Raw genomic sequence first — 13,473 nt, forward strand, 5'->3', positions numbered from 1 at the left:
GGCACCATGCCGTCACGTGCCACGACCATCCTGACCGTGCTCTCGGTTCTCACCGCGGGACAAGCCATTGCAGGAAAAGCCATGGCCTTTGATCTCGAGGCGCATCGCGGCGGGCGGGCGCTGCTGCCGGAGAACACCCTGCCCGCCTTTGCCAACGCGCTGTCGATGGGCGTGGACACGCTGGAGCTCGACGTCGGCGTGACCGCCGATGGCGAGGTCATCATCTCGCATGAGCGCGGGCTCAATCCCGATCTCGCACGGGATGCGAGCGGCGCCTATGTGGCCGCGCCCGGCACGCCCTTTGTCAAGCTACGGCTCGACGACCTCAGGGCCTATGACGTCGGCCAGATCCGCCCCGACAGCGCCTATGCCAGGCAATTCCCCGAGCAGCGCGCGTTGCCGGGGACGCGCATCCCCACGCTGAAGCAGCTGTTCGCGCTGGTGCGCAAGTCCGGCAACGCCAGCGTGCGCTTCAACATCGAGACCAAGATCGATCCGAACCATCCGGACGAATCCCTCGATCCGCAAGGTTTCGTCACCAGGCTGCTCGGACTGATCGAAGCCGAAAAATTCTCCGATCGCGTCATGATCCAGTCATTCGACTGGAGGACCCTGCAGCTCGTCCAGCAGCAGGCGCCGAAGATTCCAACCGTGTACCTGACACTCCAGCGCGGCTCGGCTCCGACGGTGGCGCTCGACAAGGCTACCAGCTGGACTGCGGGTTTCAGCCCGGCCGATCACGGCGGCTCGCTGCCGCGAACCGTCAAGGCTGCGGGCGGCGCGATCTGGTCACCCTATTTCGGCGACGTGACCCCGGCGCTGGTTTCAGAGGCCCATGCGCTCGGATTGCGCGTGGTGGTCTGGACGGTCAACAAGCGCGAGGACATGGCACGGATGATCGAGACCGGCGTCGACGGGATCATCTCGGACAATCCGGTCCTGTTGCGGCAGGTCGCCGGCGAGAAGGGAATTGCGCTGCCGGCGGGGACGCCGGTGGAGCCGTAAGCCTCGGCCTGTCCTCGTAGCCCGGATGGAGCGCAGCGCAATCCGGGATCAGTGTCGCCGCGCAAGAACGGCCCCGGATTGCGCTTCGCTCCATCCGGGCTACGAAGCGGCCTACTCCCCGTCCCTCACACGCCGGTACAGCGCGCCCAGGATGTTCGAATAGTCGTCGGTCCAGACCCGCACCCTGTCATCGGCTTCGGTCTGCTCCCACGATTTGGAGGCGGCGAGCTTGCCGACATCTTCCTCCTCGCGCGCGGAGATGACGACGTCGGTCGAGAAGATGTAATCGGAATCGCGACCCGAATCCTCGTTGAAGACCCAGCTTTTGAGATCGTTGGCGTCGGCAATGCCGACCACGACGGTCTCGAGATCGAGGTGGCGGTTGGAGACGTGCATCACCACGGCGCCGTGCGGCGCGAGCTTGTCCTTGTAGATCTTCATCGCCTCTTCGGTGGCAAGATGGATCGGGATCGCATCGGATGAATAGGCATCGACGATGATGAGATCGTAGGCGCCGTCCGGCTCCTTGGCGAAGGTAAGGCGCGCGTCCCCGATCACAGGCTTCATGTCCGGCAGGCAGCTCGAGATGTAGCGGAAATTCTTGGGGTCGCGCGCGGCATCCACCATCGACTGGTCGATCTCGAAGAATTTCCAGTCCTCCCCCGGTTCGGCGGCGCAGGCGAGCGTGCCGGAGCCGACGCCGATCGCGGCGACCTTGAGCGGCGCGCCCTTGCGTTCGCGGATCGCGGTGACGGCCTGACCGATGCCGCCGTCCTTGTGATAGTAGGTGATCGGCTCGGGCCGGCCGCTGACCGGCGTGCCGTCATTGTTTCGGAAGCGCTCGGCGCCGTGGATGGTGGTGCCGTGCATGAGCACGTGGAAATAGCCGCCGGGCGTCTCCACGATCTTGTGCACGCCGAAGAAGCTGCGCACCGTGGTGACGCGGCCCTCGTCCGCCGGATAGATCCGGATCAAGGCCAGCGCCAGCGCGATGGTGGCGAAGATCTTCCAGCGTCCCGCATTGAGCGCCAGTGTCAGCAGCGCGGCGAGCACGCCGACGGAGCCGGCGACCCAGACGCGGTGATCCTCGAACCAGGTCGAGAGATCGCCCGTGGTCGTGGACGGCGCGATCAGCGCCACCGCGAGCGCGGCGAGCGCCAGCCAGTACCATCTCACGATGCCGGCGAGGCGTTCGTTCGCGGACGGTCGGCACAGCGCGGCGAGCGCGATCAGGATCGGATATTCGGCGATCCACGAGAAGGTGAAGGGCGCGACCAGGCCCGCAAAGAGGCCGCCAACCATGCCGCCGAACGACAGCGCGACATAGAAGCCGGTGAGATATTTGGCAGCCGGCCTCGTCCGCGCCAATTCGCCGTGACAGGCCATGGCGATGACGAAGAAGCACAATTGATGACCGCCGAGCGTCAGCAGCAGATTCTGCTCGCCGCCAAAAGCCAAGAGGACAACGACTCCCGCGATTGCGACCGGCTGGAGCATCAGCATCCATTTGTGCGGCAGCAGCGGCCGCGACTGGAACACGACCACCCAGGTGAGCAGGTACAGCGACAGCGGCAGCACCCAGAGCAGCGGCGCCGCCGCGACGTCGGTCGAGATGTGCGCGGTCACCGCGATGAGCAGGCCGGACGGCACCGCGGCGAGGAATATCCAGCGCAGCCGTGTCACGAGGCCGGGCGCCGGCGCGTTGACGTCCTCGCTTCGCGCATCCGCGACCGCCAGCTTCGGCGAGCGCAACAACAGCACGCCGCAGGCGGCAATCAGCAAGATCAGCAGGCCATAGCCGCCGGTCCAGAACCGGTTCTGCGTGTGCAGCGTGAACATCGGCTCCAGCAGGAACGGATAGGACAGCAGCGCGAGGAAGCTGCCGATGTTGGAGGAGGCATAGAGGAAATAGGGATCATGGCCGGCAGGATGGCCGGTGCGGACGAACCAGGCCTGCAGCAGCGGATTGTTGGCGGCCAGTGCGAAGAACGGCAGCCCGATCGAGACCACGAACAGGCCGAGCAGCCAGAACGCGTAGCCCGAGGCCGGCGGCTCGCCATAGGCCGACGCGATGCCGAGCGGCAGCGTGGCGAAGGCCGCGACCAGCAGCACCAGATGCACCGCCACCGGAACGATCCGGTTCCTCGCCTGCATCAACAAGTGCGCATAGGCATAGCCCGCCAGCAGCAACGACTGGAAGAACACCATGGCCACCGACCACACCGCCGGCGAGCCGCCGAGCCGCGGCAGCACCATCTTCGTGAACAGCGGCTGCACCGAGAACAGCAGCAGCGCGCTGACGAAGATCGCAGCGGTGTAGACCGTCAGCAGCAGCCGGTTGCGCGACGACGAAGGCTGCTCCGTGGCGGCGGGTTGCACGATCGAATCCATGAAAGCTCCGGCAAAACCCCGGCGGGCGCCGGACGGGGTGCAATGGAGCACACAGCGCCTGAACGGGCAATAAAGCGTGTCGTGATGTTGCAGCGAGGATTGCTTGATATTAGAGGTCGTTCCGGGGCGATGCGAAGCATCGAACCCGGAACCTCGAGATTCCGGGTTCGCGCTATGCGCGCCCCGGAATGACGGTGGGCCGAACAACTCGAATCTCTCATGACGGAAACCGACGTCGTCATCATCGGCGCTGGCCATAACGGCCTCACCTGCGCGGCCTATCTCGCGATGGCGGGCCTGCGCGTGCGTGTGGTCGAGCGGCGCAAGGTGGTCGGCGGGGCCGCCGTGACGGAGGAGTTTCATCCAGGCTTTCGCAATTCGGTCGCGGCCTACACGGTGAGCCTGCTCAATCCTCAGGTGATCGGTGACCTCAAGCTTGCCGAGCACGGCCTGCGCGTGGTCGAACGCCGTGCACAGAATTTCTTGCCGGCGCCCGACGGCAGCTATCTCCTCACCGGCGAGGGGCGGACCAAAGCGTCAGTCGCACGGCTCAGCGCGCGTGATGCGGAGGCGCTCGACGGCTTCTCGCGCGAACTGGAAGACATCGCCGACGTGCTCAGGCAATTCGTGCTGCGCGCGCCGCCGAATCTGCTCGACGGTTTCGGCACGAATGCGATCCGCGAGGCCGTGAACGCATTGCAGAGCGCCAACATCCTGCGCGGCCTGACGCTGGAGCAAAGCCGCAGCCTGCTCGATCTCTTCACCCGCTCGGCCGGCGAGATGCTGGACGAGCGGTTCGAGCATGATCTGGTCAAGGCGCTGTTCGGCTTCGATGCTATCGTCGGCAATTACGCCAGTCCCTACGCCGCCGGCTCGGCCTATGTGATGCTGCATCACGCCTTCGGCGAGGTGAACGGCAAGAAGGGCGTCTGGGGCCATGCCATCGGCGGCATGGGCGCGATCACGCAGGCGATGGCGCGCGCCGCCAGGGATCGCGGCGTTGCGATCGACACCGATGCCGGCGTCCGCGAGGTGATCGTCGAGCGCGACCGCACGGTCGGCGTGGTGCTGGAGAACGGCGAGACGATCCGCGCGAAATATGTCGCGGCCAACGTCAATCCAAAGCTGCTGTATACGCGGCTGATCGCGGCCGACGCGCTGCCGCAGGAGTTCCTCGCCCGCATCAGGCACTGGAAGAACGGCTCGGGCACCTTCCGCATGAACGTGGCGCTGGACCGCCTGCCCTCCTTCACGGCGCTATCGGGCGAGGGAAATCACCTCACCTCCGGCATCATCCTCGCGCCCAGCCTTCCCTATATGGACCGCGCTTATCTCGATGCGCGGGCGCAGGGCTGGAGCCGACAGCCTGTCGTCGAGATGCTGATCCCCTCGACGCTCGACGACACGCTGGCCCCCGCGGGAAAACACGTGGCGAGCCTGTTCTGCCAGCACGTCGCGCCCGAGCTGCCCGATGGAAAATCCTGGGACGACCACCGCGACGAGGTCGCCGATCTCATGATCGCGACGGTGAATGCTTACGCGCCGGGTTTTGCGTCGAGCGTGCTCGGCCGCCAGATCCTCTCCCCGCTCGATCTCGAACGGCAGTTCGGCCTGTTAGGGGGCGACATCTTCCACGGCGCGCTGACGCTGAACCAGCTGTTCTCGGCGCGGCCGATGCTGGGCCATGCCGATTATCGCGGACCCCTGAGGGGCCTCTATCACTGCGGCTCCGGCGCCCACCCCGGCGGCGGCGTTACCGGCGCCCCCGGCCACAACGCCGCCCGCGTGATCTTGCGGGACCATCGCGCGCTGTTCGGAAGCCGTGGATAGGTCTGTGGATGGGCTGTGGACAGGCCTGTTGGCAAAGCATGGAGAACGGCATGACAAAGGAGGAACTGAAGGTCATCGCCGATCTGGTTGTCGCCTATTGCGGAAGGGACACCAAAAACACCGGCGAGGTCTTAGTGGATAGCGGCGCCATCGGAGTGAACGCAGCCGCGATGTATCTCCTTGTCCGATATGGGCTTATGGAGGCCGATACTCAGGCAGGGCGGCGCATAAGAGCAAGATGGACGGCTGCTGGGCGAGACCTACTCGGTAGGCAGGATTGATATCCTCCCATCTCTCCTATCGAGATGCTGTGGAAAACAACCGGACAGCCTTGGGAAAAATCAGTGAATAGCGTTGGAAGAAACGCTCGGACAGACTGTGGACGCAACTATGTCGGCCGGAGGCAAGTGTCCCAGTTTGAATTATGATCCAAATCGGCGACTAGGAGCCGGGATGCCGTGAACGCGCTCGCGCTCCGCCTCGGTCCAGATCAAGCGCTTGAAAAAGGCTTTGCGGCCTTGGCTGGTTCCGCCCCTTTCATAGCCGTACAAACAACGCTCTATCTCAGCGTTGAACCAAGACAACGGCCGTCCATCGACGTCTACGGATGTATTAGGTGCTTTAGACCGGCGCCCCATCGCCCTTCCCTTGGAACGCTACCGGACAGCCGGTGGGCATCAAACCAGTCCCTAAACGACATCGCCCGCCGAGGGCAATTCCTCGCGCGGGCGCTCGTCTGGACTTCTATGAAGAAAGTGGCCCCCGCTGGAAATCGGAGGCGGAAATTACTTCAAGGAGCTGCTAATCGAACCGAACTTCTCGTTCATCGTGGTACCCAGGCTGTTCACCACGGTGATGATCGCCAGAGCGATACCGGCCGCGATCAGGCCGTATTCGATTGCGGTCGCACCGGATTCGTCGGACCAGAACTTCAAAACCATGCGCTTCAAGACGTGCCTCCGTTTCAATCACAAGCTGTGTTGGTCAGCCCCAACAGCCGCAAATCTACGGGGTGCGACCTTCGGTCCAGTTAATCTCGAGATTCAACTTATGCGGAAAATTGCGCGCAAAAGTTTCCAAAATTGACCGGATGGAACCCTGAAGATGCAGCCTTCCCCCACCCATCGCGCCAGCTTCTCGATCGGCACCGAGACCGCCGCAAGGCGCGTCGTCGATGTGCTCACCGAGGTGTTTTTCGAGGGCGACGCAGCAGTCGCCGCCTTCGAGCGGCCGGACGGCCAATGGGACGTCACGCTGCATTTTGCCGAGGCACCGGACCAGGCGTGGCTGCGCGAATTCATTGTAACTTCAGCAGGAAATGACATTGCCAACACGCTTGTCTTCGACACCGTCGAGGCCAAGGACTGGGTCAAGGCGAGCCTGGAGGATCTGGTCCCGGTGCCGGCCGGGCGCTTCGTCGTGCACGGCAGCCATGACCGCGACCGCGTGGCGCCGAACAAGCTCAAAATCGAGATCGAGGCGGCGCTCGCCTTCGGCACCGGCCATCACGGCACCACGCGCGGCTGTTTACTCCTGCTTGACCATGTCCTGAAGAGTTCCCATCCGCGCAACGTGCTCGACCTCGGCACCGGAACCGGCGTGCTGGCCATCGCGGCGGCCAAGGCGCTGCATCGCGCGGTGCTGGCCTCCGACATCGATCCGCCCTCGGTGCGGGTGGCAGCGGAGAACGCGACGCTGAATGAAGCCGGTCAGCATGTGCGGGTCATCCGCGCCACCGGCTTCGCCGCACCGGATTTTGCCAGGGCCGGGCCGTTCGACCTGGTGCTGGCCAACATCCTCGCCAACCCGCTGCGGCAGCTGGCGAGCCCGATGGCGCGGCACCTTGCGCCCGGCGCCCGCGTCATCCTCTCCGGCCTGTTGACGCATCAGGCGCCCGCCGTGATCGCCGCCTATCGCGCGCGCGGTCTCGTGCCATTGCGGCATCTGCGGATCGAGGGGTGGAGCAGTTTGCTGTTGAGGAAGGTGGGGTAAACGAGGTGCCGTAGGGTGGGCAAAGCGCAAGCGTGCCCACCATAACGATCGATAATCGTGGACGATGGTGGGCACGGCGCAAGAGCGCCTTTGCCCACCCTACGGCATGATCGATGCCGCGCTATTCCGCCGGCTTGTCGTCCCGGTGCACGACGCGCTTGCCCTTCAAGACGCGCCTTGCGCGGCGCTCGGCGAAACGGTCGATCATCTGGCTGATGAGCCCGCGCGGCTTCTTCGGCCCCGTTGCGGCCGGGGCGCGGCGCGCCGGCGGCGAGATCTTCTCAAAAGTGAACGCTGGCATCGTGTGTCCCCTCGCCGTTGAGATGAACCACTTGCTCGAATTTCCCTGTTATCCGGACGAAGCGCAGCTGCCGCATCCTTTACTCCACTCAATTCGAATGGAACATTTTCAAGCACAGTCCATGCCAGATGCGATGAAAATGCGTCTAGATTGCGGACCGATGCCCATGATCCTAGAGTGATCCACATGTTCGAAGCGCACTTCCAGACATTCGAGGAGCCCGAGGCCGGCGTCGCGCTGACCGCGCGCCTTGCTGCACTCCGCGAAGAACTCGCCCGCCGCAAGCTGACCGGCTTCGTCATTCCGCGCGCCGACCAGCAGCAGAACGAATATGTGCCTCCATCGGAAGAACGGCTGGCCTGGCTGACCGGCTTCACCGGATCGGCGGGCTTCGCGGTGGTGCTGACCCGCGAGGCCGCCTTGTTCGTCGATGGACGCTACACGCTCCAGGCGGCCAAGCAGGTCGATGCCAAGGCCTGGGCGGTGGAATCGCTGATCGATCCGCCGCCGGAAAGCTGGGTGACGGCACATCTGAAGGCAGGCGATCGCCTCGGATTTGATCCATGGCTGCACACTTTTTCGGCAGCCGAGCGCCTGTCCGCCGCCTGCGCCAAGGCCGGCGCCGAGCTCGTCGCGGTCGACGGCAATCCGGTCGATGCGATCTGGCAGGACCGGCCGCAGCCGCCGCTTGCCCCCGTGGCCGTGCACAGCCTCCAGCATGCCGGCGTCACCGAGGCCGAGAAGCTGACGCAGATCAGGGCCGAGATCGCCAAGCTCGGCACCGATGCACTGGTGCTGTCGGACAGCCACGCGGTGGCCTGGACCTTCAACATCCGCGGCGCCGACGTCGCGCACACGCCGCTGCCGCTGTCCTACGCGCTGGTGCCGAAGGACGGCCGCCCCACCATCTTCATCGACCACCGCAAGCTCTCCAACCTCTCGCGCGACCACCTCGAACAGTCCGCCGACGTGCGCGAGCCCGATGCGATGGCGCCGACCCTGATGGCGCTCGCCAAAAGCGGCGCGGCGATCGCGCTCGACAATGCGACCGCGGCCGAGGCGCTGAGCCGGCTGATCGCGGGCGCCGGCGGCAAGCCGGTGCGCGGCAGCGATCCGATTGCATTGCTGAAGGCGGTCAAGAACGCGACCGAGATCAAGGGCACGAAGACGGCCCATGTGCGCGACGCCGTGGCGCTGGCGCGCTTCCTGGCGTGGATCGATCGCGAGGCACCAAGCGGCAAGCTCACCGAGATCGACGCGGTCGAGGCGCTGGAGACGTTCCGGCGCGACACCGGCGCGCTGAAGGATGTCTCGTTCCCGACCATCTCGGGAACGGGGCCGAACGGCGCCATCGTGCACTACCGCGTCACCCGCAAGAGCAACCGGCGGATCGCGCCCGGCGATCTCCTGCTGATCGATTCCGGCGCGCAATATGAGGACGGCACCACCGACGTCACGCGCACCATGGCGGTCGGCGAGTCGACCGCTGAAATGCGCGACCGCTTTACCCGCGTGCTGCGCGGCCACATCGCGATCGCGCGCGCGGTCTTCCCCGACGGCACCAATGGCGCACAACTGGATACGCTGGCGCGGCAATATCTCTGGGCCGCCGGCGTGGATTTCGAGCACGGCACCGGCCACGGCGTCGGCAGCTATCTCTCGGTGCATGAGGGGCCGGCCCGGATCTCGAAGCTCGGCACCACGCCGCTGAAGCGCGGCATGATCCTCTCCAACGAGCCCGGCTATTACAAGACCGACGGTTTCGGCATCCGCATCGAGAATCTCGAGCTGGTGGTCGAAGCCAGCATCAAGGGCGCCGAGAAGCCGATGAACGCCTTCGAGACGCTGACGCTCGCGCCGATCGACCGCCGGCTGATCGACGTGGCGATGCTGAACAAGGACGAGCTCGACTGGCTCAATGCCTACCATGAGCGCGTGAGGGCCGAGGTGCGGCCGGCGCTGGACGAGGCGACCGGTGCCTGGCTCGATCAGGCGACGGCGGAGCTGAAGGCGTAGCGCGCATGGCGCTACGCGACCAGCGCAACGCTTGGCCACTTCGTCCGCAATCCCGGCGGCCTTGGCACACTCCTTGTGCAGCTTCTCCGTAAAACGACGGCTTCCCGCGCACTGTTATTATAACAGTCCCGAAATCCGAATAGCCGCATTCCGAAACGCCGATATCCGTCTTGCGTGAGCACGCTACAGTCGATTCGGATTTCGAAAGACGGACATCTATGCACGGCATGATCAGCAGGCCGCCGCACGCGGCGACGAAGAACATCGCGACCTCGCGCGTGGTGTTGCTGCTGCTGGTCGTCATGACCGGGATCGCGCCGATCTCGCTCTACATCCTGGTCCCGGCACTGCCCGTGCTGGCGACGACGTTCGGCCGCGACATCTCGATCGCGCAGATGACGGTGTCGCTCTACATGGTCGGCATCGCGATGTCCCAGCTCATCATGGGCCCGCTGTCGGACAAGTTCGGCCGGCGTCCGGTGCTGCTTGGAGGCCTCGCGCTGATGGTCGCAGCGAGCATCGCCTGCATCTTCGCCGAGACCCTGCCGCAACTGATCGCAGCGCGCTTCTTCCAGGCGCTGGGCGGCGCCTCCGGCATGGTGATCAGCCGCGCCATCATCCGCGACATCTACGAGCGCGACCGCGTCGCCTCCATGATCAGCCTCGTGGTTGCCGCCCTGATGATCGGCCAGATGGTCTCGCCGCTCACTGGCGGTCTGATCGAGACCGCGTTCGGCTGGCGCGCCATCTTCTACGCGGTCACGATCGGCGCGATCGCGGTCGCGGTCGGCATCGCGATCGCATTGCCCGAGACGCGCCGCGACCGCGCAGTCGGCAGCGGCGGCTTTCGCAGCGACGTCGGCACCCTGATCAAGAGCCGCGCTTTCATCGGCTATGTGATGTGCCAGGTGCTGGCATCGCAGATCATCTTCACCTTCGCCGGCGGCGGCCCCTATATCGTGGTGACGCAGATGGGCCGGACCAGCGCCGAATACGGCGCGTGGTTCGCTACGACCGGTTTTGCGTATCTGGTCGGCAACCTGCTCTGCGTGCGCTTCGCCCCGCGGCACTCGCTGGAGAAACTGATCTGGTTCGGGCTGGCCTTGCAGCTCTGCGGCAGCCTTTTGAACCTGCTCTGGAGCTTTACCGGCTGGAACGAGGCTCCAAGCTGGCTGTTCGGCACGCAGATGATCGTGATGGTCGGCAATGCCTTCGTGATGGCGAACTCCGCCGCCGGCGCCATCAGCATCCGCCCTGAAGCGGCCGGCACCGCGTCGGGCGCGATGGGCTTCCTCCAGCAGGGCATCGGTGCGCTGATGTCGCAATTCGGCGCCTATCTCGGCGGCCATTCCACAACGACGCTGCCGCTGACCTCCGCGGTGCTGGCGATCTCCCTGCTCTGCGCCTGCATGATGATCTTCGTCGTCCCCCGCCGCGAGATCGTGGTGAGCGAGGCGCTGATCGAGCAGGCGGAAGAGGAAGAGACGGGGATGATGTGAGGGGCGCGGCACAGCGCGTCCCCAACCTCGCTGTCATGCCCCGGCTTGACCGGGGCATCCAGTACGCCGCGGCGTCAGTCGTAACAGCGAGATCTCCAACGCGGGCCTCTGGAATACTGGATCGCCCGGTCAAGCCGGGCGATGACAGCGGAGTAAATGGCGTAGAGCGCGCCCTCTCACTCCCCGATCAGCTTCAGCCACTCGTCCTCGGTCAGCACCTTGACGCCGTGCTTGTTGGCTTCCGCGAGCTTCGAGCCCGCGCCGGGGCCGGCGACGACGAGATCAGTCTTCTTCGACACCGAGCCCGAGACCTTTGCACCTAAACGCTCCGCGGTCGCCTTGGCTTCATCCCGCGTCATCTTCTCCAGCGAGCCCGTGAAGACCACGGTCTTGCCGGCGACGGGCGAGTTGCTCTTTGGCTTCTCGGCGTCGACGATCTCGACCTCCCTGGTCAGGCGCTCGACAATGCCGCGGTTGTGGCTCTCGCCGAAATAATCGGCGATGCTCTTGATCACGGTGTCGCCGATCTGGTCGAGCGCGTCCATATCCGCCATCGCCTCCTCATCGCCCTTGGCGACCTTGAGGCAGGCGTCATGGAAGGCGTCCCAGGAGCCATAGCCGCGTGCCAGCGCCAGCGCCGTGGTCTCGCCGACATGGCGCATGCCGAGCGCATAGACGAAACGCTCCAGCGCGATCTTGCGCCGGCTCTCGATCGCGCCAAACAGATTGCGCACCGAGGTCGCGCCGTAGCCCTCGATCTCCTCGAGCTTGAGCTTCGAATTGCGCTTCTCCAGCGTGAAGATGTCGGCGGGCTCCCTGACCCATTCTTCGTCGAAGAAATACTGGAGCTGCTTCTCGCCAAGACCGTCGATGTCGAAGGCGCGGCGCGAGACGAACAGCTTGAGATGCTCGATCTTCTGATAGGGGCAGGCGAACTCGCCGGTGCAGCGCGCGCGCGAGCCCTCTTCGCCCGCCGCGGTCTCCTCGCGCGTGACGTCGGTATGCAGCGGGCACGGGCACTTCTTCGGAAACTGGAATTCCTTGGCGCTCTTCGGCCGCTTGTCGAGGACCACGTCGACCACCTGCGGGATGACGTCGCCGGCGCGCTGGATCACGACGGTGTCGCCGATTCTGATATCGCGGCCCTCGCGCAGCACCTCGCCCTTGTTGCCGATGCCCTTGATGTAGTCCTCGTTGTGCAGCGTGACGTTCTGCACGATCACGCCGCCGACACCGACCGGCTCGAGCTTGCCGACCGGCGTGAACGAGCCGGTGCGGCCGACCTGGATCTCGATGTCGCGCAGCACCGTCATGGCGCGCTCGGCGGGGAATTTGTGCGCGATGCCCCAGCGCGGCGTACGCGAGACGAAGCCGAGCCGCTCCTGCCAGTCGATGCGGTCGACCTTGTAGACGACGCCGTCGATGTCGTAGTCGAGCTCGGCGCGTTCTTCCTCGATCCGCTGATGGAATGTGATCAGCTCCTCGACCGAGTGGCACAGCTTGGTCAGCGGATTGGTCTTGAAGCCGCAGCGCTCGAACCAGCCGATCATGCCGCTCTGCGTTGCTTCCGGCATCGCGCTCATCTGGCCCCAGGCATAGGCGAAGAAGCCGAGCGGGCGCGAGGCGGTGATGGTCGGATCTTTCTGCCGCAGAGAGCCCGCGGCCGAATTGCGCGGATTTGCGAAGATGGTGTCGCCGGCAGCCTTCTGCCGCTCGTTGAGCGCGAGGAAGGCCTTCTTGGTCATATAGACCTCGCCGCGCACCTCGCAGATGTCGGGGACGTTGCGGCCCTTCAACTTCTGCGGCACATCTTCGAGGGTGCGGATATTGGCGGTGACGTCCTCGCCTTCCGCACCGTCGCCGCGCGTCGCCGCGGTGACGAGCTCGCCGCCCTCGTAGCGCAGCGACATCGAGAGGCCGTCGATCTTGGGCTCGGCGGAAAAATTGACCTTGTCGTCGTCGAGCTTCAGGAAACGCACGATGCGGCCGACGAAGTCGCGCACATCTTCTTCGGCGAAGGCGTTGTCGAGCGACAGCATGGGCACGGAGTGGCGTACCTTCTTGAATCGCCCTGACGGTGCCGCGCCGACCTTCTGCGAGGGCGACTCTGCGCTGACGAATTCCGGAAAGCGCTTTTCGATCGCGTCGAAGCGCTGACGCAGAGCGTCGTACTCGGCGTCGGTGACGGTGGGCGCGTCCTCCTGATAGTAGCGCTCGTTGTGCCCCTCGATCTCGAGTGACAGCCGCATGTGCTCGACCTTGGCCTGTGCCTTGGTGAGATCGGCGACGTCGCGAAGCGGTTTCGATTTTGCTGCTCTTGCCATGGTGCTTGGATACGACGGAGCGGGTAGCACGGTAAAGGCGTGTGGAAATCTCGTGCCCCGGACGCAGCGCAGCGCGAAGTGGTGCTCTGCAGAGCCGGGGCCCATGTGACGAGGC

10 protein-coding genes are annotated in these 13,473 nt (G+C 65.1%); 6 read left to right on the forward strand and 4 right to left on the reverse strand.

Going from position 1 to position 13,473, the window contains the following annotated elements; translation table 11 throughout:
* Nucleotides 1-6 precede the first annotated feature (6 nt).
* Nucleotides 7-1,005, forward strand: coding sequence for a glycerophosphodiester phosphodiesterase (locus XH79_RS40445; RefSeq protein ID WP_271585318.1), 999 nt, complete (start codon nt 7-9; stop codon nt 1,003-1,005).
* A gap of 111 nt (nt 1,006-1,116) precedes the next feature.
* On the opposite strand, the gene XH79_RS40450 is transcribed toward XH79_RS40445, so the two are convergent.
* Entirely contained in the window at nt 1,117-3,396 is a 2,280-nt protein-coding gene (locus tag XH79_RS40450) for a fused MFS/spermidine synthase (RefSeq protein ID WP_271585319.1), read from the reverse strand.
* A 219-nt stretch (nt 3,397-3,615) separates the two neighbouring features.
* Here XH79_RS40450 and XH79_RS40455 point away from each other — a divergent pair, with 219 nt between their 5' ends.
* Nucleotides 3,616-5,226, forward strand: a complete 1,611-nt coding sequence (locus XH79_RS40455) for a phytoene desaturase family protein (RefSeq protein ID WP_271585320.1) — start codon at nt 3,616-3,618, stop codon at nt 5,224-5,226.
* A gap of 50 nt (nt 5,227-5,276) precedes the next feature.
* On the forward strand, nt 5,277-5,507 hold the full coding sequence (locus XH79_RS40460) for a hypothetical protein (protein WP_271585321.1): 231 nt from the start codon (nt 5,277-5,279) through the stop codon (nt 5,505-5,507).
* Nucleotides 5,508-6,011: 504 nt separating this feature from the next.
* Here the strand turns inward: XH79_RS40460 and XH79_RS40465 are convergent.
* Nucleotides 6,012-6,167: a Flp family type IVb pilin gene (locus XH79_RS40465; RefSeq protein WP_144441701.1), complete on the reverse strand. Its 156-nt coding sequence runs from the start codon at nt 6,165-6,167 to the stop codon at nt 6,012-6,014.
* Between the two features lie 163 nt (nt 6,168-6,330).
* On the opposite strand from XH79_RS40465, the gene XH79_RS40470 reads away from it, so the two are divergent.
* Entirely contained in the window at nt 6,331-7,218 is an 888-nt protein-coding gene (locus XH79_RS40470; RefSeq protein ID WP_271585322.1) for a 50S ribosomal protein L11 methyltransferase, read from the forward strand.
* 121 nt (nt 7,219-7,339) lie between these two features.
* On the opposite strand, the gene XH79_RS40475 is transcribed toward XH79_RS40470, so the two are convergent.
* On the reverse strand, nt 7,340-7,519 hold the full coding sequence (locus tag XH79_RS40475; RefSeq protein ID WP_271585323.1) for a hypothetical protein: 180 nt from the start codon (nt 7,517-7,519) through the stop codon (nt 7,340-7,342).
* A gap of 186 nt (nt 7,520-7,705) precedes the next feature.
* On the opposite strand from XH79_RS40475, the gene XH79_RS40480 reads away from it, so the two are divergent.
* Nucleotides 7,706-9,535, forward strand: coding sequence for an aminopeptidase P family protein (locus XH79_RS40480; RefSeq protein WP_271585324.1), 1,830 nt, complete (start codon nt 7,706-7,708; stop codon nt 9,533-9,535).
* Nucleotides 9,536-9,753: 218 nt separating this feature from the next.
* Entirely contained in the window at nt 9,754-11,034 is a 1,281-nt protein-coding gene (locus XH79_RS40485; RefSeq protein ID WP_271585325.1) for a multidrug effflux MFS transporter, read from the forward strand.
* 176 nt (nt 11,035-11,210) lie between these two features.
* Here XH79_RS40485 and ligA read toward each other — a convergent pair whose 3' ends face one another.
* Nucleotides 11,211-13,358, reverse strand: a complete 2,148-nt coding sequence (gene ligA, locus XH79_RS40490) for an NAD-dependent DNA ligase LigA (RefSeq protein WP_271585326.1) — start codon at nt 13,356-13,358, stop codon at nt 11,211-11,213.
* Nucleotides 13,359-13,473: the final 115 nt, after the last annotated feature.

The sequence above is a fragment of the Bradyrhizobium sp. CCBAU 45389 genome (genome assembly GCF_028128625.1).
GTDB lineage: Bacteria > Pseudomonadota > Alphaproteobacteria > Rhizobiales > Xanthobacteraceae > Bradyrhizobium > Bradyrhizobium liaoningense_B.

Excerpts from the sequence above, each read along its gene's own strand:
- XH79_RS40450 (WP_271585319.1), bottom strand. The coding sequence starts at position 3,396 with ATGGATTCGATCGTGCAACCCGCCGCCACGGAGCAGCCTTCGTCGTCG.
- XH79_RS40455 (WP_271585320.1), top strand. The coding sequence starts at position 3,616 with ATGACGGAAACCGACGTCGTCATCATCGGCGCTGGCCATAACGGCCTC.
- XH79_RS40475 (WP_271585323.1), bottom strand. The coding sequence starts at position 7,519 with ATGCCAGCGTTCACTTTTGAGAAGATCTCGCCGCCGGCGCGCCGCGCC.
- XH79_RS40465 (WP_144441701.1), bottom strand. The coding sequence starts at position 6,167 with ATGGTTTTGAAGTTCTGGTCCGACGAATCCGGTGCGACCGCAATCGAA.
- XH79_RS40470 (WP_271585322.1), top strand. The coding sequence starts at position 6,331 with ATGCAGCCTTCCCCCACCCATCGCGCCAGCTTCTCGATCGGCACCGAG.
- XH79_RS40480 (WP_271585324.1), top strand. The coding sequence starts at position 7,706 with ATGTTCGAAGCGCACTTCCAGACATTCGAGGAGCCCGAGGCCGGCGTC.
- XH79_RS40460 (WP_271585321.1), top strand. The coding sequence starts at position 5,277 with ATGACAAAGGAGGAACTGAAGGTCATCGCCGATCTGGTTGTCGCCTAT.
- XH79_RS40445 (WP_271585318.1), top strand. The coding sequence starts at position 7 with ATGCCGTCACGTGCCACGACCATCCTGACCGTGCTCTCGGTTCTCACC.
- ligA (WP_271585326.1), bottom strand. The coding sequence starts at position 13,358 with ATGGCAAGAGCAGCAAAATCGAAACCGCTTCGCGACGTCGCCGATCTC.
- XH79_RS40485 (WP_271585325.1), top strand. The coding sequence starts at position 9,754 with ATGCACGGCATGATCAGCAGGCCGCCGCACGCGGCGACGAAGAACATC.